General features: G+C 39.6%; 14 protein-coding genes and 1 pseudogene. 4 read left to right on the forward strand and 11 right to left on the reverse strand.

Annotated elements, in window-relative coordinates; all coding sequences use genetic code 11:
• Position 1: 1 nt before the first annotated feature.
• The 4 genes from CIK00_RS10930 to CIK00_RS10945 form a co-directional block, all read right to left on the reverse strand.
• Positions 2-3,166 (reverse strand): efflux RND transporter permease subunit, encoded by a 3,165-nt coding sequence (locus CIK00_RS10930; RefSeq protein WP_101768902.1) that lies wholly within the window; start codon positions 3,164-3,166, stop codon positions 2-4.
• A complete protein-coding gene (locus CIK00_RS10935; RefSeq protein WP_101768903.1) occupies positions 3,166-4,887 on the reverse strand; it encodes an efflux RND transporter periplasmic adaptor subunit in 1,722 nt (573 codons plus the stop codon). The genes CIK00_RS10930 and CIK00_RS10935 overlap by 1 nt, the downstream gene beginning before the upstream one ends.
• A gap of 12 nt (positions 4,888-4,899) precedes the next feature.
• A complete protein-coding gene (locus CIK00_RS10940) occupies positions 4,900-6,282 on the reverse strand; it encodes a TolC family protein (protein ID WP_101768904.1) in 1,383 nt (460 codons plus the stop codon).
• Positions 6,283-6,505: 223 nt separating this feature from the next.
• A complete protein-coding gene (locus CIK00_RS10945) occupies positions 6,506-6,898 on the reverse strand; it encodes a hypothetical protein (RefSeq protein WP_101768905.1) in 393 nt (130 codons plus the stop codon).
• Positions 6,899-7,196: 298 nt separating this feature from the next.
• Between CIK00_RS10945 and lgt the strand changes: the two genes are divergently transcribed.
• Positions 7,197-7,997 (forward strand): prolipoprotein diacylglyceryl transferase, encoded by an 801-nt coding sequence (gene lgt, locus CIK00_RS10950; RefSeq protein WP_101768906.1) that lies wholly within the window; start codon positions 7,197-7,199, stop codon positions 7,995-7,997.
• Between the two features lie 65 nt (positions 7,998-8,062).
• On the opposite strand, the pseudogene CIK00_RS10955 reads toward lgt, so the two are convergent.
• The 5 genes and pseudogenes from CIK00_RS10955 to CIK00_RS10975 all read right to left on the reverse strand — a co-directional run bounded on the left by CIK00_RS10955 (position 8,063) and on the right by CIK00_RS10975 (position 15,167).
• A pseudogene (locus CIK00_RS10955) lies at positions 8,063-10,610 on the reverse strand (TRAP transporter permease).
• 129 nt (positions 10,611-10,739) lie between these two features.
• The gene (locus CIK00_RS10960; RefSeq protein ID WP_101768907.1) at positions 10,740-11,699 is read right to left on the reverse strand and encodes a TAXI family TRAP transporter solute-binding subunit; all 960 of its coding nucleotides are present in this window, start codon (positions 11,697-11,699) and stop codon (positions 10,740-10,742) included.
• A 374-nt stretch (positions 11,700-12,073) separates the two neighbouring features.
• The gene (locus tag CIK00_RS10965; protein WP_101768908.1) at positions 12,074-12,916 is read right to left on the reverse strand and encodes an energy-coupling factor transporter transmembrane component T family protein; all 843 of its coding nucleotides are present in this window, start codon (positions 12,914-12,916) and stop codon (positions 12,074-12,076) included.
• Positions 12,917-12,918: 2 nt separating this feature from the next.
• Positions 12,919-14,613: an ABC transporter ATP-binding protein gene (locus tag CIK00_RS10970; protein WP_101768909.1), complete on the reverse strand. Its 1,695-nt coding sequence runs from the start codon at positions 14,611-14,613 to the stop codon at positions 12,919-12,921.
• A 2-nt stretch (positions 14,614-14,615) separates the two neighbouring features.
• Positions 14,616-15,167 (reverse strand): ECF-type riboflavin transporter substrate-binding protein, encoded by a 552-nt coding sequence (locus tag CIK00_RS10975; RefSeq protein WP_101768910.1) that lies wholly within the window; start codon positions 15,165-15,167, stop codon positions 14,616-14,618.
• A 657-nt stretch (positions 15,168-15,824) separates the two neighbouring features.
• On the opposite strand from CIK00_RS10975, the gene uvrY reads away from it, so the two are divergent.
• From uvrY to pgsA, 3 genes are all read left to right on the forward strand, one after another.
• On the forward strand, positions 15,825-16,469 hold the full coding sequence (gene uvrY / locus CIK00_RS10980) for a UvrY/SirA/GacA family response regulator transcription factor (protein WP_101768911.1): 645 nt from the start codon (positions 15,825-15,827) through the stop codon (positions 16,467-16,469).
• Positions 16,469-18,319: an excinuclease ABC subunit UvrC gene (uvrC, locus tag CIK00_RS10985; RefSeq protein ID WP_101768912.1), complete on the forward strand. Its 1,851-nt coding sequence runs from the start codon at positions 16,469-16,471 to the stop codon at positions 18,317-18,319. The genes uvrY and uvrC overlap by 1 nt, the downstream gene beginning before the upstream one ends.
• 131 nt (positions 18,320-18,450) lie before the next feature.
• Entirely contained in the window at positions 18,451-19,008 is a 558-nt protein-coding gene (pgsA, locus tag CIK00_RS10990) for a CDP-diacylglycerol--glycerol-3-phosphate 3-phosphatidyltransferase (protein ID WP_045038447.1), read from the forward strand.
• Between the two features lie 175 nt (positions 19,009-19,183).
• Here the strand turns inward: pgsA and cobA are convergent, their stop codons facing one another.
• Positions 19,184-20,005 carry a uroporphyrinogen-III C-methyltransferase gene (gene cobA, locus CIK00_RS10995; protein WP_101768913.1) on the reverse strand — a complete coding sequence of 274 codons (822 nt, stop codon included), beginning with the start codon at positions 20,003-20,005 and terminating at the stop codon, positions 19,184-19,186.
• A 50-nt stretch (positions 20,006-20,055) separates the two neighbouring features.
• On the reverse strand, positions 20,056-20,862 hold the full coding sequence (gene nirC / locus CIK00_RS11000) for a nitrite transporter NirC (protein ID WP_101768914.1): 807 nt from the start codon (positions 20,860-20,862) through the stop codon (positions 20,056-20,058).
• Positions 20,863-20,914: the final 52 nt, after the last annotated feature.

Raw genomic sequence — 20,914 nt, forward strand, 5'->3', positions numbered from 1 at the left:
CTCATTCCTTTGTAATTGATGATGAATTTAATGATGCTGCTGTATTGGTCTTAAGCTCGCGATTTTTCCAAAGCTTGAAGGTGGCTGGTAATACTAATAACGTCAGTAACAGTGCAGATGCCATTCCACCAATCATTGGTGCGGCAATGCGTTGCATGACTTCAGAGCCCGTACCTGAGCCATACATTATCGGAATCAAACCAATGATAACGGTTAAGACAGTCATCATTACTGGGCGTACACGTAATCCAGCACCTTCACTGATGGCTTGTTGTAAATCATCTGCTGTTAATGAACGTTGTTGCTCTTGAGCATCTTGTTTTTTAAAGGCCCATGATTGATTGAGGTACACCAACATAATCACGCCAATTTCAACGGCGACACCAGAGAGCGCGATAAAGCCAACACCAACGGCAATTGAGAAATTAAATCCAAGTATGAACATCAGCCATAAACCACCAACCATGGCTAATGGTAGGGTAGCCATAATAATGATTACTTCTTGTACGCGGCGGAAACTGAAATAAAGCAGTAGCATAATAATGGCGAGAGTAATTGGAGTAACAATACTCAAACGGGCTTTTGCGCGTTCCATATATTCATACTGACCAGACCACGTTAATGAATAACCTGCGGGCAGTTTTAATTGTTTCGCTACCACTTGCTGTGCTTCTTCAACGTAAGAACCTAAATCTCGTTGATCAATATCGACAAAAACCCATCCATTTGGACGTGCATTTTCAGTTTTGATCATTGGTGGTCCATCTTCGTAACGAATATCCGCAACATCAGCTAGTGCGATTCGTGCACCATTGGGGGTAATTAATGGCAGATCTTTTAATTTCGCGGCTGAATCACGGTAGGATTGCGGATAACGAACATTAATCGGATAACGTTCTAAGCCTTCAATGGTTTCACCTACGTTCATTCCACCAACCGCGGTAGAGACTATTTGTTGAATATCTTTAATGGCTAATCCATAACGCGCAGCTTGGCGGCGATTAATATCAACCGTGATATAACGTCCACCGGCAACACGTTCGGCATAAACTGAGGTTGTTCCCTTAATGTTTTTTAGAATAGGTTCAAGTTCTGCACCGATCTTTTCGATAACCTTTAGATCTGGGCCTGCGATTTTGATCCCAATGGGTGTTTTGATGCCTGTCGCTAACATATCAATACGGGTTTTGATCGGCATCACCCATGCGTTAGTTAATCCTGGAAATTGGATCAATTTATCTAATTGTTTGCGTAAAGACTCAGTGGTAACACCTTTTCGCCATTGATCTCGTGGCTTGAATTGGATCACTGTTTCAATCATGGTTAATGGTGCAGGATCGGTTGCTGTATCTGCTCGACCAACCTTGCCCCAAACCGTAGCGACCTCTGGTACTGTTTTAATCAGTTTATTGGTTTGTTGTAATAACTGACGAGCCTTACCGATAGAGATCCCCGGATAGGTAGTTGGCATATACATTAAATCACCTTCGTCTAACGGTGGAATAAATTCACTGCCAAGTTTTGTTAATGGGTAGTATGAAGAAGCCATTAAACACACCGCAATAACGATGATTGTTTTTGGAAACTTAAGACTTATATTCAATAATGGTCGATAAAGTGCAATCACAGCACGGTTCACGGGGTTTTTATGTTCAGGTAAAATTTTACCGCGAATAAAATAGCCCATTAATACGGGGACTAAAGTAATCGCTAAGCCTGCCGCTGCTGCCATCGCGTAGGTTTTAGTTGATGCTAATGGCGAGAACATCTTGCCTTCTTGTCCTTGGAGCGCGAACACGGGAACAAAACTTAAGGTAATGATCAGCAATGAGAAGAATAAGGGTGTACCAACTTCTTCTGCCGCTTTACCTATTACTTGCCAACGGTTTTCATCGGTAAGTGGGGTACGTTCAATGTGTTTATGCACGTTTTCTATCATCACAATCGCACCGTCAACCATTGCGCCGATTGCAATAGCGATACCGCCTAGTGACATGATATTGGCATTAATACCTTGCCAATGCATGATGATAAAAGCAGATAAAATACCAATCGGTAAGCTAATCGCTATTACTAATGAAGAACGAATGTGGAATAGAAATAGTGCACAGACGATAGCAACCACAAGGAATTCTTCTGCGAGTTTTTGCCACAGATTCTTCACCGCATGGTTAATTAATGTTGAGCGATCATAAGTGGCTACAATCTCAACACCTGCTGGTAAGCCTTGTTGTAACTGTGCCAGTTTAGTCTTGACGTTGGCGATGACTTGACTGGCATTTTCGCCAAAGCGCATCACAATAATGCCACCGACAGCTTCACCTTCACCATTAAACTCAGAAATACCCCGGCGCATTTGCGGACCAATGTTAATATCTGCAATATCCCCGAGTAACAGTGGCGTACCATTTTTGGTTACTTTTAATGGCAGTGATTTTATGTCCTCGATATTGGTTAAATAACCTGTAGTACGCACCATATGCTCAGCTTCAGCCATTTCAATAACGGAGGCACCGGTTTCTTGGTTGCCGTTTTGAATCGCCATATTCACTTGCTGTAACGTGAGGTTATAGGCCCGTAGTTTGGAAGGATCGATTTGAACTTGGTATTGTTTGACCATGCCACCAACGGTTGCAACTTCAGAAACACCTGCAACAGTTTGAAGTTCATACTTTAGAAACCAATCTTGTAAACTACGTAATTCGGCTAAATCATGCTTACCTGTTTTATCTTGTAATACATAACTATAAATCCAGCCAACCCCAGTCGCATCTGGGCCTAAGGTTGGTTTTGCATTGGCGGGTAACTTAGGTGCAACTTGGCTTAAATATTCAAGTACACGAGAGCGGGCCCAATACATGTCAGTCTTATCATTAAAGATAATATAGACATAGGAATCGCCAAAGAAAGAATAGCCACGAACCGTTTCAGCGCCAGGTACGGCTAACATGGCTGTTGTTAATGGGTAAGTGACTTGATCTTCGACCACTTGTGGTGCTTGACCTGGGTAACTGGTCTTAATGATGACTTGAACATCAGACAGATCCGGCAGGGCATCGACGGGGGTATTTTTAACGCTGTATAAGCCAGCAACGGTTAAAAATAAGGCCGCAATTAATACCAATAAACGGTTATTGATTGACCAACGAATAATAGCAGGGATCATTATTTATTCTCCATTGGTTTAATATCTTGCAGAGTGTAATCACTGCCATTCTTAATCAGCTTAAACCGAATCGATTGCCCCTGTTTAAGATCGGTTAATGCAATACTATCGTCGACGGTAAAATTCATTTCACCCGCAGGCCATTTCCATTCAGGTACTGCTTGGTGGTTAACCGTGATCATATTAAATGCGGGCATTAACATTGAGATATCACCATTTACCCACACTTCATTAGCGATATTGTGCTTCTGTTTTTTATAATCAATGATGCTATATTGATTATCTGCTGTTTTTTGTAGCTCAAATTTAATCTGTTGACCTACTACTAAGTCTTTAATTTTTATATTTTTATCAATATTAAAATCCATCGTCATCGCAGGCCAATTCCAAGCACTGACTGGCTGGTGGTTGATGGTTAATATTGTTTGATCAGCATTGATCGCAGTGATCTCTCCTTGAGCCCAAGTGACGGCGGTTGCTTTATCGACACTGTCGACACCATTAATACGTGAGAGATCAGCCGTTTTATTTGATTCTGAATCAAGCATAAATTGTGCTGACGTGACAATACGATCTGCGGTCGTTAATCCTGCGATAACTTCCACGAGATTATCGGCTTCACGACCAATACGGATCTTTACTGATCGGTATTTTCCATTACCTTCAGCGAGTACAACGCGGGTCATATTGCCTGATCGAATCACGGCTTGAGTCGGGATAGTGAGAACGGCTTTTTCGGTTATCGGGGTTAGGGTGATGTTGGCGAACATATTGGGTTTTAATTGCTCATTATGGTTAGCAAACTTTAACCGCATCCGTAATGTACGTGTTTTGGGATCTAGAATAGGGTAAACATAATCAACTTTGCCTTGCCATTGTTGGCCGGGGATCGCATCTAATGTCATGGTGGCTTTACTGTCAGCGGTTATCCAATGTGCTTGGCGTTCAAATATTTCAGCATTAACCCAGACTTCATTTAAAGGTCCCGCACTAATAGCGGCTTGTGCGGGTGATAAATACCCACCTTCACGAATATTTAAACTCGCAATAATACCATCAGCGATAGCTTTGACTTCGATGGTCTTTGTTGCTTTCCCCGTTTTGATAATGTGTTTAATTTGTTGTTTGTCGACCCCAAGTGCGGCTAAACGATCTCGGGCACCTTGCATTAAACCACTACGACCAGTGCGATAAGCATTAAGTAATTCTTGCTGAGATTTAACTAATTCAGGCGAATAAAGGGTAAATAATACATCGCCTTTATGTACCTGTTCACCGACAGCATTGACGTATAATTTTTGAACCCAACCACTGACACGAATATTAGTTTGCCAAAGATGACTTTCATCAAAAGCAACATAACCGATGGTATTTATTTTGGGTTCAAGTTTTTGCTTAATAACTGCTGCTGTTTTTACACCTAAGTTATTTTCAACCGCAGCATCAATAATTACCGTACCTGCAACATTTTCTTTTGCTGTGGTTTTTTCCGCATAAACAGGAATGAGATCCATGCCCATTGGTGATTTACCCGGTTTATCACGTTGGTAATTAGGATCCATTGGGGCTACCCAATATAACGGATCATTATTGGTCGTTGTTGTTTCAGCTGTGGTCATTGATGCTGAATGACGCGATAGATAATGTGTAATAGTTACACCAATCGCAGCACCAATAAGTAAGGCAACTGTCGCAATTTTGAGCGTATTTTTTGACGTCATGGTATTACCTACTTATTGATTATTATTATTGATGGTTGTTGAATGCTGAAGCTGCAACGATTGTGGTTGAACATCAAAACCATTGACTAATGAGGCTAAATTGCTGTTAGTAATGTTTAAGTCGGTAATAATCCGAGCTTGTTCAATGACTAAGGCAAGCTCATCAGTGGCTGCGGTGATCACATTATTAAACTGCGCGGTATTATTTTGATAACCCCGTTCTACAGCTTGTGTACGTGCTTTAGCTTGAGTCAGAAGGGTGGCTGTATAACGCGATAAGCGCTGGCTTAAATTATCACGTTCAACCAATAAGGCATTTACCTTGGCGTTCATTTGATTGAGCAATAGATCACGTTGTGATTTTGCCGCTCCCACTTGATATTGCGCAGCCGCATAATGGTGATCTTGACGGTTATCTGTAAACAGCGGCAGATCCATGGTGAGATAGGCACTCACCAGATCAGAGGCTGGTTTGCCAGACATACCATTGGCTTGGCGAGAGGCATACATAACTTCAATGCCAAATTGAGGTTTATAGGCTTGTTGGCTAATGGCGACTTGGGTTTCATTTGCAGAAATAGCACTATTGGCAATAAGTACCAGTGGGTGTTGTTTCAGTAATGAATAATGTTGGGTAGTGGCGGTTAAACGCGGCATTAATTGGTTAAGATGTTGCCAAGATAACTGGTTTGATGCTTTGATTATTGTTTGCGTTGTGAGCCAATCAGCGCCCAGCCATTCAGACAGTTGTGCCATGATACGATGTTGTGTTTGTCGGTTTGTTTGTAATTTGTCTTCTATTTTGACGACTTGCAGTTGAACTTGGAGTAAATCTTGTGCCTCACCGCTACCGATAGCGTAGTTAGTCTTGGTGAAATTGGCTAATTCCGTTATAAGGCGGTGGTTACGTTGTAAGGTACGATAAACTGATTGTTGATAGCCTAATTCTAACCATAATTGGGTCATTTTATTGGTAATATCAAGTTCACGAACCGCATGTTGAATACCAATAGCTGTTGCTTGGATATCACCTTTTTGTTGTTGTAAATCAAGGGTGTCACCACGGTCAAATTGTTGCATTAAACCAATCGATAATGTGGTCATTGGATCAGTATTTAGAGAAAAACTGTTCGTTGGCAAACCACCAATACCCAGTTTTAATTTGGGATCAGGTAAGCTGTTAGCGCCTAAACTGGTTTCTTGCATTGCACGCTGTTGAGCACTAATTTGCGCCATATTGGCATCGTTTTTAATCGCTTTAGTGATCAGTTGTGTTAATTGTTGCGATTGCTCAGTTTTTGCCGACGCAGTTGTTAATGGTGACGCAAGCAGTGTTACCGGTGTTATCGCGCTAGCACTGGCAATCAGCACTAACATAGAAGTTGTAACGTTCATAACGTAATCCAATCTTCCACAAGCGAATATAAAACAATATAAGTGATGATCTAATTATTATTACGTAGTTAACTAAGTAATAACGGTCTAGGACAGTCATTGAATTAAATAAGGCTTATGGTGATCTTAGATCTGCTGCAAAATAATTAAATACAGATCATAAGATACAATTAATCTATCACGGACAATAATGATGTCGTGAGTAAAAATAGATTAAACGGATTTATGCTATTGGAGGGCGATATAACGTTGGAGTGGTAGTATTTAATTGGTGTGTTTTTTCTATAGCGATGAGCGTCAGATTTGATGGCTGAGATAAGTTTTCAAATTGGCTCGGGAGAAAAGCAATATTACTTAAACATGCGATAGAGCAACAATTATCAACGCCACCCATTTTATCGCAATGTGCTGCCGATTGTTGTGCTTGATGGTGGTCATGAGATGTCATTGATTCATCATCACAGCAATCCATCGTTGATGACATTATCATCATTGAATTATTCATGCTGAGCATTTTTATCGACATTAAAGGCGCACTGGAAGCAACACTTGATAGCAATAATGCTATAAGCGTAAAGCTTGTAATCCAAATTGTGCGAAGACGTTTAATATACATCTTGAGCCTTTAATTAAAGTTAAGTTATTATTATATGCGATAATTGTAGTTTGAGGTCAAGTATTAATTGTTATTTAAAGGGGTAATTAGCGCATAAAATGACAAATATAGTGCGTTAATATGTTTACTATATTGCTCAGTGCTTTTTTTGTGCTGTATTATTAACCGTATTTATTATAAATAGTTTGATAAATTAAGCTGCGGTTTATTCACCCCACTGGTTTTTCTTGCTAATCTGTAATCATTATCGATAGCATTTGTTATTTTTGGCTATTGTTCACTCAGAAGGTAATCTTGTTTGAATCATTTTGTTTGGGATGTTAATCCAATACTAGTGTCATTCTTTGGTTTAAAGATACATTGGTATGGCGTGCTATTTGCGCTCGCTATTACGTTTGGCTTCCAAGTTATGAAGTCAATTTATGAACGTGAAAATAAGCCAATTGAAAGCTTAGATTCATTACTTATGTATGCCGTGGTCGGTATCATTGTTGGCGCTCGATTATTTCATGTGGTGTTCTACGATCCAGATTACTACTGGGCACATCCAGCGAAAATTTTTGCTGTATGGGAAGGTGGACTTGCCAGTCATGGTGGTGGTTTAGGTTTAATCATTGCGGTTTACTATTACAGTAAAAAGTATGCTATTGACCGTATGTGGCTTCTTGATCGATTAGCAATAGCAACCGCATTGTTTGGTTTCTTTGTCCGTTTTGGTAATTTCTTTAACTCGGAAATCTTAGGCACCCCAAGTAATTTGCCATGGGCGGTTGTGTTTGAACGTGTTGATTTAATACCACGTCATCCGGTTATGCTTTATGAAGGCTTTTCTTACTTAGCAATATTCTTCTTATTATTTGCTTTATATAGAAAAACCGATATCGGTAAGTATAAAGGATTGCTGTTGGGTTGGTTCTTAGTCTTGGTGATGACAGTACGATTCTTACTAGAATTTATTAAAGTACACCAAGCTGATTACTCAACCGATATGGTGATTAATACCGGTCAGTTATTAAGTATTCCATTTATTTTAGTGGGTATCTATTTGGTGATTAAAGGCCAAAGAGAGCGCCATTTACAACACGCTAAAAATAGCTAATGTAATGCTTTAAAATTTTAAAAATAGACAATAGAAAGCCGATCAGATGATCGGCTTTTTTTTGTTTATACGATGGCGGATTTTTGTGGTGTTTTTGCTATTGGTGCTGACAGTAAACGTCGACGCTGATTTTGAATTATTATCCCAAATAATAATATTGCAGGTAGCCAAAACCATTCTTTACGCCAGCGTTCCACTGGGACTCTAATATCGAGAATCTGTTGATCAACTTGTAATTGTTCTTTAGCGGCAGGGCTGCCAAAAATTACCATGTCAATCAATGTCTTGCCTTGGCTTTGATAGGTTTCAACACCAATATTTGTCAGTTTTTGTTGGCCGGTATTACCCTTAGGAACGGTAAATAACACGCTAAACTCTCGGTGTTTACCAATCGCATCTTCACCAGCCATTCGCATACGAATAACATTGCCAGCAGGTAGAGTATCAAGGGTTTTTACTAAGTGTGTTGGCGCGATATTTTGAAAAGGATCCACTATTAAGTCTTGCCAAAAACCGGGACGAAATAGAGTAAATGAGATCAATAATAACGCGATATTTTCATACCAACGATTACGAGTAATAAACCAGCCTTGGGTTGCCATCGCAAAAATAAGCATCGCAATGGTTGCAATAATAAAGATAATAATGCCATGGGTTACAGTGACATCGATCAGTAATAAATCAGTATTAAAGATAAATAAAAACGGTAATGCGGCGGTTCGTAAGCTGTAATAAAACGCAGTGATACCGGTTTTTATTGGATCGCCTTTTGATACGGCGGCAGCGGCAAATGAGGCTAACCCAACTGGAGGAGTTACATCGGCCATAATGCTGACCTAGCGTTACAATAACGGGCGCTAATAAGCTTGAGACCACAATATAGTTAGCGGTAGTTGGCAGTCCCATACCAAGTATAAGGCTTAATAGTGCAGATAAAATTAGCATCAGCATTAAATTGCCCATTGATAGCATTTCAACTAAATCTGCTAGAATTAACCCCACACCTGTTTGAGAAACAGCACCGACTATAATTCCCGCGGTAGCAGTGGCAATACCTATTCCGATCATATTACGTGAGCCTGCAATTAAGGCTTCAATCAGATCATTTTTGCCGTCATTGAAATTGCCATAATGATAACCGTCTTTACGTAATAAACTTAGTAGCGGACGTTGAGTGACGATAATACCAACCAACATTACCGAGCCCCAAAAAGCCGATAGTCCTGGAGATAAACGCTCGACCATTAAACACCACACTAAGACCACTACAGGTAAAATAAAATGTAACCCTGCTAATAAGACGCTGCGTGTTTCTGGCAATTCATCTAAGGGCGCATCAGGATCATCAGCCGGTAATGGTGGGTGAGTGGCGGCTACTTTGAGTAAACCGAGATAAACTGCAATTAATAATCCGCCAATGGCATAAGCTGCATAATTACCTAATAACGGTTTGATCCATCCTAAGCCATAATAGAGAGTTAACGAAAAACCACTGACCAACAAACACCCAAAACTAAAACTGGTTAAACGCACTAACCACGGTTTATGGTGCTTAGGTTCAATTGCGGTCATTCCTAACTTTAGAGCTTCTAAGTGAACAATATAAAGCAGAGTAATGTATGAAATAGCCGCCGGTAAAAATGCATGCTTAATAATGTCGATATAAGGAATGCCGACATATTCGACCATTAAAAAAGCCGCAGCGCCCATAACAGGAGGCATAATTTGCCCGTTTACCGAAGATGCAACTTCTATTGCGCCTGCTTTTTCCTTGCTAAACCCGACTTTGCGCATCATTGGAATAGTAAATGTACCCGTTGTGACAACGTTAGCTATTGATGATCCAGATATTAATCCAGTTAGCCCTGATGCAACTACAGCGGCTTTTGCTGGCCCACCACGAAGGTGTCCTAATAAACTAAAGGCTAATTGAATAAAATAATGCCCAGCACCTGCACGCTCAAGTAAAGCGCCAAATAGCACAAACAAAAAAACAAAGCTGGTGGATACCCCAAGTGCGATTCCAAATACGCCTTCAGTGGTGATCCATTGATGATTCGCAAGTGAAGCAAATTGTACACCGCGATGGGCGAGTAATCCCGGCATCCAAGGGCCCGCAAAACTATAACCAATAAAGCCTAGTGCAATAAGAGGTAAAGCTGGGCCTAAGACTCGTCGGGCAGCTTCTAGTAATAACGGTAAGCCAATACACGCAATGACTAAATCAAATTGGGTTAAACTGCCGGGGCGCTGGGCTAATTCATTATACATAACAAATAAATACAATGAGGTAGCTGCCGCAATCATCCCTAAAGCAATATCACTATAAGGTACCCGATCTGTGGCTGAAGAGTGTCTGGCAGGAAAGACTAAAAAGGCAAGAATAAGCGCAAAGGCTAAGTGAATAGCGCGAGTTTCGGTGTCATTAAAAACCCCGAGACCAATAATAAAAGGCAGTGGGGATGCGATCCACAATTGAAACAGTGACCATGAAATAGCTAAAAAGGTAATAACTTTTGCCATCATTCCAGTCGGTAAACGCGCGCCGACATCTTTCGCAATCAGATCTTCTGTTGAAAGCGGGTTATCGAGTATTAGATTATGTTGAGTCATAAGTATTCACTTACTTGTTAACACTAATGAAAACAGAAAACGTTATTAAAGCAATGGCATGCTATGTATTTTCATTAGTAAAAAAGAAGGGTAAGCGAGATAAGTGACTATCTCGCTTGGCGGTGGAATTTACATCCAGCCACGTTCTTTGTAGTAGCGAATAGCGCCATCATGTAGTGGCGCGGTTAAACCGGCTTTTATCATGTCGGTTTCTTTTAGTTCAGCAAAAGCAGGATGTAAGCGTTTGAAACGATCCATGTTAGTAAAGACTGACTTCACTAATTGATACACCATTTCGGGATCAGTATCTGCATTGGTTGATAACACCGCTTTACCACCAATAGAAACGGTATCATTTGGGTTACCACGGTACATACCACCAGGAATAATCGCTTTAGTGAAATAGCTCTTTTCTTTTAATAGTGCATCAATCTCAGGGCCTGTAACCGCAATTAAACGGGTATCTGTAGTCGTAGAGGCTTCTTGAATCGCGCCATTTGGGTGACCAACAAAGTAGCTCATCGCATCAATTTTATTATCACTCATTGCAGGCGCTTGTTCGGCTGGTTTGAGATCAGAAACCAGACTGAAAATATCACTATTCCAATTTTTAACCGTTAAAATCTGCTCAAACGTATCACGTTGTCCTGAACCGGGATTGCCTAAGTTCACTCGCTTATTCTTTAAATCGTCAAAGGTCTTAATACCTGAATCTTCACGAGCAAGAATGGTAAACACTTCACTTTGTAGAGAGAAAACCGCACGAATAGCGGGCATTTTGCCGTGATCTTGAAAAGGGGCTAAGCCGTTAAGCGCTTTAAACTGATGATCGGATTGCATAATGCCGAAGTTGTATTCATGGCTACGTAAACCATTTACGTTAGCCACACCACCACCACTGGTTGGAGCATTACATTTGATGTGGTGAGTATCCGTTGTGCGGTTTACAAATCGACAAATAGATTGTCCTGCAATGTAATAAACACCCGTTTGACCACCCGTACCTATCGAGATAAAAGTGTCAGCGGCCGTAGCGAAGCTTGAGCAAAGTATTCCGCCTAATGTGCTAATAATAGCGAGTAATTTCATTTTAAAATCCTTTTAATGATTATTACAGAGTGATAATTGTTATTTTCTTTATCACTGTGGTATTTATGCTATTTTTGTATTTATTAGTCTGTATGTTGTGTTTTTTAATGATTTTTAGTTATAAAAACGTGACTGGTTGTTTGACTAGTAAGCGTTAAGTTTATTTTTTGTTAATTTAAAGTACGGTTTAATTAATACGCTGACAATAAGTAAAAAGTTACTTTTCTTATGATTTGAGAAATAGAGCAATATTATTAATAAGAGATGGAATAAAAACAAGGATAACAAGAAGGTAATGAAGAGAGGAATTACAGCGAGTTAAACGAAAAAACCGCCAATAAATGACGGTTTTTTATTATGATTTAAAGGCAGTCTTAATGAAAAGGATACCAGAATAAAGTTGTAGATTGATAACGATGCAAAATGCCAAGCCCAAGTACAAGAGCAATAATAACTAGCGCAATGACATCATTTTTTGTCATCGGTTTTAAGCTATACCAACTGCGTTTTTTATTACGACCAAAACCACGTAATGTCATCGCATTGGAGATCACATCAGCGCGATCTAAACTTGAAAAAATCAGCGGCCCAAGGATTTTGGCAACGTTACGAATACGTGTCATCACTGGCGCATTTTTTGATATATCTACCCCTCGTGCTTGTTGAGCATGCATGATATTAGTGAAATCTTTCATCACTTCAGGTAAATAACGTAACGTTAAACTAACCGCATAAGCAATACGGTAAGGGACACCTAATTTATTTAAACTGGCTGAAAATTCCGTTGGATGAGTAGTAAAAACAAATACTAACGCAATTGGGAACATACTAAAATATTTCAGCGTGACGGTTAGTAAGTAAAATACCGTTTCAAGAGTAATATTATAGTGACCAAAAAGGTGCACGAGTACAGTGGTCGAATGCATGTAATCGGTGCCTTGTTGAGGGGCAATCAAAAACATAAATAATGCATTCATTAATAATACGACCGCGGTACCGACTAATAACGGTTTATAGACAGCAAAAGGGATTTTAGTGGCTTTAAGTAGCAATAAACCCACGATGATTAATCCACAGATAACGCGTAGATCAAAGGTGAGTAACACCATTGTTACCCACGCCATAAATAGCACAAATTTAGTAATGCCGTTTAAGGCATGAAGCCAAGAATTGGTGTTGACATAACTGATGCCAAATTTTAAATGTTTGCTTTTCATGGTTATTTATTTTTTACTTCGTGGGCGATAAAACAGCGAATAAATTGATCAATATGCTCAATACCCATCGCCTGAGCTAATGAATATAAGCTAGTAACGGTTAAGTTTGCTTGATCCAATAATGCTGGTTGGCTAAAGATATGATTAACTTTATCATCGGTAAGTAAGCGATTATCGGCAATGACAATCGCGCGTTGGGTATATTCAAGCACTAAGTGCATGTCATGTGAAATAATCACAATGGTTAGCCCAAGCTTTTGATTCAGTTCTTGAATAAACGCCATCATTGCAGTGTAGTGATGATAATCTTGTCCCGCTGTTGGCTCATCGAGGATCAGCAATTCAGGCTCAAGCACTAACATTGTCGCAATTGTAACGCGTTTTTTCTGACCAAAACTTAATGCATCGACAGGCCAGTGGTGATAGCGACCTAGGCCACAAAGTTTAAGCGTTTTTTCTACTTTGATTTTAATCTGTGCTTCATCCATGCCACGGTTACGTAGCCCTGATGCAACTTCATCAAAAATCATATGATGTGAGATCATATGATTAGGATTTTGCATTACCACCCCAATGTGCTGGCTACGCTCAAAAATAGATTGGTTCGTTAAGTCGTTACCATTAAGGGTGATGATACCTTCATCGGCTTCTAACACGCCCATGATTAAACGGGTGATGGTAGATTTACCCGAGCCATTTTTACCCATAATGGCAACAAATTCGCCTTTATGAATATCAAAGCTAACGTCGTCTAACGTCTTGCGAACACCATCATAAGAATAACTAAGGTTGTTAACGCTTAATAGCACATCTTGTACGGGATCTAATTGAGGTTGTTTAACTTGATGGAACCAATCTTCTATTTGAGGTTTGAATTTATCAAGATTAATGGTTGAAAAATATGCAGGCTTATCTTCAGCTGTGATCGTACATCCGGCTGCTTTTATGGCAGAAATATATAATGGTTCACGGATACCGTGTTGCTGTAATAACGGGCTGGCTAAAAGATCATCCGGTGTCATATCTGCAATGATTTCACCACGTTCCATCATAATAATACGATCAATTGGACGGTGTAATACGTCTTCTAAACGGTGTTCAATAATGATCACCGTTTTGTTTGAATCTTTATGTAGATTATCAATGATCTCAATTGCTGCTTTACCCGTTTTGGGGTCAAGGCTGGCTAGTGGCTCATCAAATAATAAAATATCAACGTCATCCACCATGACACCCGCCATAGAGACACGTTGTTTTTGACCGCCGCTTAGTTCAAAAGGAGAGTGATCTAAAATACTGTTTAAATCGACCATATCGGCGGTTGCTTGTACGATTTCACGCATTTGTTGTTGCGGAATCATTTGGTTTTCAAGTGCAAAAGCAATATCTTCGCCTACACTTAATCCCACAAATTGACCATCGGTGTCTTGGAGTACCGTACCGACCATACTGGTACAGTGATCAAGATCTAATGTGCGGGTATTCTTACCATTAATATATAACTCGCCGCTACAATCACCTTTAATAGCATGCGGTATTAGTCCATTTAGGCATTGTCCTAATGTTGATTTTCCACAACCACTTGGACCAATAAGCGCAATTTTTTCGCCTTTGTTAATTGTCAGATTAATATTTTTAAGCGTTGGATTTTCAAGCGCCCAATATTTGAACGAAAAGTTATTAAAGACGATACTCATTATTAATAAGCCTCTTTTAAGTTGAAGCTTTGCTGCTTACGTTTAGCGACCGATGTCAGGATTAAATGGCCAACAAGGGCAATAATGATGGTATTACTTAATGCAATAATGACTAATTGCACTAATACTTTGGTAAATGGTTCTGCATAGAGGACCGCATCAAGAAAAGCGGAGCAGCCATAGCCCACGACATTGGCGACAAATGCAAGTGCCACAAATAGGCTAAAATCAAGTTTAGAAAAAAGTCCCATATCTAAACGGCCACGAGTAAGAATAGGGTAGAGTCCAATAATCAAACCAACAATGCCTGAGCCAAGTTCCCATGTAAACCATACTCCCCAACCGGCAAATAGGTCTGTTACCCAATGACCAATAATGCCAACAAGAAAACCGACAAGAGGACCAAAAAGAACGGCAAATAAGGCTAATACTGCCATGGCTGGTTTTAAAGTGGTGTTAGCAAAGACAGGAATACCGAACATAGGTAAACCACCGATGCCATATAAGGCTGCACCAATTGCAATAACAACAACTGTTTTAGCAGAAAGACTCATAACTTAACCTTGTTAACTCAGTCATCGAGACATTCAGCCATCGATGAAATGCAATAATTGGATTATAAAGGTGCTTATGGTTGTAATCATCGTGTTACAGATTAGACAGACGATGCTAATCAGCAGAGTACCGTGATAGTAATGACTATCATTTTGGGTAACTCAGCATTAATAATCCATTATTAAGTAGGAGCGGTGTAAGTCTTTTCAATATGAAAACGCAGTATGTCGTAAATGTGAAACCAAAAGCGGCGCTATGATAACGTAATCTCTCACGGAAAGGAACGCTTTACATCTAGACGGCTAAAGAATAATCAGCATTAGTTTATCTTATCAAATTTAGGTTAATAAAGTGTTATAGCTTACTGATTTGGCTGTTTTTTATCATGGTATTGTTAGCATATGTGCAGACTAATTTTTTGGGGCTTTATTTTTATTATAAAATAGACAATAATCGAACAACGGTCATTATTTTACAGCGCGTAAAAAATAGATAACCGTAAACTGTCAAGTCTTAACTTTATGTGAAACTTTGCACTGAGACACAGAATCAGTATGAGGTTAGCGTTGAAGTTAAGGTAGAATTATAAGTATTAGTGAGTTAGCTGTCCCGCCATTGTGGCCGGGTGCAGAGCCAAATCATATTGGAGATACAGCTTGATTAATGTATTCCTTGTAGATGATCACGAACTGGTTCGCACAGGGATCCGACGTCTTCTTGAAGATGTCCGTGGTATTAAGGTGGTAGGGGAAGCCATCAGTGGTGAGGAAGCCGTAAAATGGTGTCGTAGCAATTATGCCGACATTATTCTTATGGATATGAATATGCCAGGTATCGGCGGTCTTGAAGCGACTCGTAAAATTTTACGCTTCAATCCCGATGTTAAAATTATTGTATTAACTGTACACACTGAAAATCCGTTTCCAACCAAAGTTATGCAAGCGGGTGCTTCGGGTTATTTGACCAAGGGTGCAGGGCCAGATGACATGGTTAACGCTATTCGTATGGTTAATAGTGGTCAACGGTATATTTCATCTGAAATTGCTCAACAAATGGCTTTAAGTCAGTTCGCGCCAGATTCAGAAAATCCATTTAAAGAACTGTCAGAGCGTGAATTACAGATCATGATGATGATCACCAAAGGACAAAAAGTTACTGATATATCAGAACAATTAAGTTTAAGTCCTAAAACAGTAAATAGTTACCGTTATCGCTTATTTAATAAGTTAAATATTAGTGGTGATGTTGAGTTAACACATTTGGCGATTCGTCATGGCATGCTTGATACTGAGACTTTATAGTGTCAGAGCACGTTGATGATGTCAGTTTTGATGCTCAAGGTTTTCTCAAAACGGTCACTCACCAACCTGGCGTCTACCGTATGTACGACGCCAGCGGTGAGATCATCTATGTTGGTAAAGCCAAAGATCTCAAAAAACGCCTATCCAGTTATTTCCGTATTAATGTTAACGGTGAAAAAACGCGCGCGTTAGTCAAAAATATTCGTAAAGTTGATGTGACAGTTACTCACACTGAAACTGAAGCATTGATCCTCGAACATAATTATATTAAGCAGTATTTACCTAAATATAATGTCTTATTGCGTGATGATAAGTCTTATCCTTATATTTTGCTAAGTGCCAGTAAACATCCTCGGCTATCCATTCATCGTGGCGTTAAACGCCGTAAAGGTGAATATTTTGGTCCTTATCCTGATGTTTCTGCTGTACGTGAAAGTTTGCATCTTATGCAAAAAATATTTCCTATCCGCCAATGTGAAGATTCTGTTTACGCTAACCGTAGTCGTCCCTGTTTGATGTATCAAATTGGTCGATGTTCTGGTCCTTGTGTTAAAGGGTTAGTCTCTGATGATGATTATCAACAACAAGTGCAATGGGTAAGATTATTTCTACAAGGTAAAGATCGGCAAGTGATCAATACCATGGTGGAAAAAATGGAGCAGGCGAGTGCTGTTCTGGCGTTTGAACGTGCTGCTGTTTATCGTGATCAGATCCAAGCCTTGCGTCGTATTCAAGAGCAGCAGTTTGTTAGTCAAGATAATCACGATGATTTAGATGTTATCGGTATTGCTCATCAAAATGGTATGGCGTGTATTCATGGTCTTTATATTCGTCAGGGTAAGATTTTAGGTAGTCGCAGTTATTTTCCTAAAATGCCTATCGATGCTTCGTTAACCGAAGTGTTATCAAGTTTTGTTACCCAGTTTTATTTTAATCAAGCTGAAGGACGGGTTATTCCGAGCCTTATTCTTTTAAGTGAAGAACTCGGGGATGATAGTGAGGCTATTTTAGCTGCATTATCTGAGCTTGCAGGCCGTAAGATAACGATTAAATATCATCCTCGTGGTGCACGAGCCAAGTATTTACAATTAGCACAAACAAATGCCGAAACGGCGCTAACCAGTAAATTAAATCATCGAATGACGATTCAAGAGCGTTTTTTTGCACTGCAACAAGCATTAAACTTAAAACCTATCTCTCGAATGGAATGTTTTGATATTAGCCATACCATGGGTGAAAAAACCGTGGCATCTTGTGTGGTCTTTAATCATGAAGGTCCATTAAAGCAAGAATACCGCCGTTATAATATTACTGGGATCACTGGTGGTGATGATTATGCAGCGATGGCACAAGTATTAGATCGTAGGTATAGTAAAAATATGGAATTGGATAAAATTCCAGATATAATTTTTATTGATGGGGGTAGAGGTCAGCTCTCAAGAGCGTATGATGTTGTTAGTCCTTATATTGCTGAGTGGCCGAAACGACCAATGTTAGTGGGTGTTGCAAAGGGAACCACACGAAAACCAGGGCTTGAAACCTTAATTTTCGTGACGGGTGAAGAATTATCTATGCCAAGTGATTCTCCCGCGTTACATTTAATCCAACATATTCGTGATGAAAGTCATAATCATGCGATCAGTGGTCACCGTGCCCAGAGAGCAAAAGTAAGAAAGCGTAGTACACTTGAAGATGTCGAGGGAGTTGGACCCAAGCGGCGTCAAGCTTTATTAAAATACATGGGTGGAATGCAAGAACTGAAAAAAGCAAATAAAGAAGAAATAGCTAAAGTACCAGGTATCAGTTTAGCTTTAGCAGAAAAAATAGTCGATGCATTGCAACATGGTTAGTCTGTCACTTTGAAGGTCATCATTGTTACAGTACTTTATTGGTTGAATTTACACGAAAGGCATACTCTGTTATTTTTTAGAGTAACCTCGGTTGTATCTTAGACCCAGATCTTGAATATAAGAATAAAATTATGCGTTTATCAATCCCAAATATTTTAAGTTTTATCCGGCTCATTCTTATCCCATTTTTTGTTATTACCTTTTATTTACCTTATGAATGGTCGGCGTTTGCAACTGCGTTAATCTTTTGGGTGGCAGGCGTAACAGATTGGTTTGATGGTTATCTTGCACGTAAACTCAATCAAACAACCCGTTTTGGTGCTTTTATTGACCCTGTTGCCGATAAATTAATGGTTGTAACCGCGATGGTGTTGGTGGTTGAACATTATCATACCCTTTGGGTAACTGTGCCTGCTATTACAATGATTGGACGTGAGATTATTATTTCAGCATTACGTGAGTGGATGGCTGAACTTGGTAAACGAGCAAGTGTAGCCGTTTCATGGGTCGGTAAAGTAAAAACTGCCTCACAAATGTTTGCGTTATTATTACTACTATGGCATCCACATCAATATGTTGTGTGGCTAGGTTATGCATCGCTTTACATTGCAATGGTACTAACTTACTGGTCAATGGTGCAGTATCTTAAAGCGGCTAAAGGTGATTTGTTAAACGCAGATAATCACTAAATAACGTTAAATATTGGCTAACAAATAAAGAAATGGCGAGCTAATAAGCTCGCCATTTTTGTTTCTAGTCTTTTATCTTTGTTGTCTGAATCGATATATTATTGGTGCTATTTTAATGTGGTAAATATCATTAACACCTTACTTATCAATTCCTTATTATATCAATAGTATAAGATTATCCACAGCACTGTAAAGGTTGTTCAATATTGATTGAATCTGTTTGTTGCTTAAACCAATTAAGTTGTTGTGATAATAAGGTCACGCTACCGATAATAATAAGAGCGGGGCTAGCTGCTTGTTTAGCGAGTGTTTCTATCTGAGCTAATTCTCCCGTTAAAACACGTTGCTGAGCCGTGGTGCCACGTTCCACAATTGCGATTGGTGTTGCGAGTGACATGCCATAAGCACTGAGTTTATGACGAATGGCACTGCTTTGATTGAGTCCCATATAAAATACGAGTGTATGTTTAGCACGTGCTAGTGATAGCCAATCAATTTGATCCTGACCTTGTTTTAGATGCCCGGTAATAAACTGGACACTTTGCGCATGATCGCGATGGGTCAATGGAATGCCTGCATATGCAGCACAGCCTGATGCGGCTGTGATCCCTGGAACAACTTCAAAAGGAATATTAAAAGGCAGTAATGCTTCTAATTCTTCACCGCCACGACCAAAAATAAATGGGTCTCCACCTTTTAAGCGTATTACTTGCTTGCCGGCTAAAGCATGTTTAACTAATAAATCATTTATTTGTTGCTGGGGGACGCAGTGATTACCAGCTTCTTTACCCACAAAAATTGATTGGCAGTGCGGTGGAAATAACGCAATAATTTCACCAGAGACTAAACGATCATAAATAATGACATCAGCCTGTTGAATCAAACGCATTGCTTTTACCGTTAGCAAGTCAGGATCGCCAGGGCCAGCACCGACAAGGATAACTTTACCAACACTTTTTGGTGTTGATAATGTATAAAAAGTGTCTTGTTGTGACATAAGTTTACTCCAAGGCTGTGTCATTATTATTAGTATGATTACACTATTTTTTATTGTGGTTGGGTATCAGTTGTAGCGGATTTAATTATTGGACGTTGTGTTTTTGATGTTGTAAACCAATAGCCAAGTCCCATAAATACCACCCCAGAAATAGTATTACCGATAGTTACCCATAGTAAGTTATGACCAATTCCCGCTAGCGTAAATGCTTCTTTATGAACGCCAAACCAAGATAGAGCAAAGATTGTCATATTTGCAATTGAGTGCTCATAACCTGAAGCGATAAAGGCTAATAAACACCACCAAATAGCAATAAATTTCGCAGAGCCTTCAACCCGCTGACACATCCAAATAGCTAAACAAACAAGCCAATTACAAAGAATACCTTTAAATACTAACACTGAAGCGGGTGCAGCCGTTTTTGCCATCGCGACATTGTTTAATAAGCTATTGCCATCATTTAACAGATGACCACCGCCAGCATAGAAGAAAAGTAATGCGACGCCTACAGATCCTAAGAGGTTACCCATCCATGTTTGAGGCAATACCTTTAGCATGTCTGTGACGGTGATTTGACCTGTTTTTACACCAAAAGTTAAAAACATAGTGTGTCCAGTGTAAAGTTCAGATCCTGCAATAATCACCAAGACTAAAGCGATACCAAATGTAGCACCCATAACGAGGGGTCTAATACTGGGATCAACCATATTACCGAGAGTAAAAATTAAAATAATGGCCAAACCAACGTAAGCGCCAGCCATGGCAGAGCTTATCCAAAAGCCTAGTTTCTCGTTTTGTGCAAATTTAACAATACGGGCCGCATTGGCGGAGCATTTTTTGATTGTATCAGCGTACATACATTTTCCTTGTAGAAATTAAAACTGTTTGTCATAAGCTAATAATGAAGTG

The organism is Photobacterium carnosum (genome assembly GCF_002849605.1).
Taxonomy (GTDB): Bacteria; Pseudomonadota; Gammaproteobacteria; order Enterobacterales; family Vibrionaceae; genus Photobacterium; species Photobacterium carnosum.

Bases quoted from the DNA above. Each gene is read 5' to 3' on its own strand.
- CIK00_RS10930 (WP_101768902.1), bottom strand. From the start codon at position 3,166: ATGATCCCTGCTATTATTCGTTGGTCAATCAATAACCGTTTATTGGTA.
- CIK00_RS10935 (WP_101768903.1), bottom strand. From the start codon at position 4,887: ATGACGTCAAAAAATACGCTCAAAATTGCGACAGTTGCCTTACTTATT.
- CIK00_RS10940 (WP_101768904.1), bottom strand. From the start codon at position 6,282: ATGAACGTTACAACTTCTATGTTAGTGCTGATTGCCAGTGCTAGCGCG.
- CIK00_RS10945 (WP_101768905.1), bottom strand. From the start codon at position 6,898: ATGTATATTAAACGTCTTCGCACAATTTGGATTACAAGCTTTACGCTT.
- CIK00_RS10960 (WP_101768907.1), bottom strand. From the start codon at position 11,699: ATGAAATTACTCGCTATTATTAGCACATTAGGCGGAATACTTTGCTCA.
- CIK00_RS10965 (WP_101768908.1), bottom strand. From the start codon at position 12,916: ATGAAAAGCAAACATTTAAAATTTGGCATCAGTTATGTCAACACCAAT.
- CIK00_RS10970 (WP_101768909.1), bottom strand. From the start codon at position 14,613: ATGAGTATCGTCTTTAATAACTTTTCGTTCAAATATTGGGCGCTTGAA.
- CIK00_RS10975 (WP_101768910.1), bottom strand. From the start codon at position 15,167: ATGAGTCTTTCTGCTAAAACAGTTGTTGTTATTGCAATTGGTGCAGCC.
- pgsA (WP_045038447.1), top strand. From the start codon at position 18,451: ATGCGTTTATCAATCCCAAATATTTTAAGTTTTATCCGGCTCATTCTT.
- cobA (WP_101768913.1), bottom strand. From the start codon at position 20,005: ATGTCACAACAAGACACTTTTTATACATTATCAACACCAAAAAGTGTT.
- nirC (WP_101768914.1), bottom strand. From the start codon at position 20,862: ATGTACGCTGATACAATCAAAAAATGCTCCGCCAATGCGGCCCGTATT.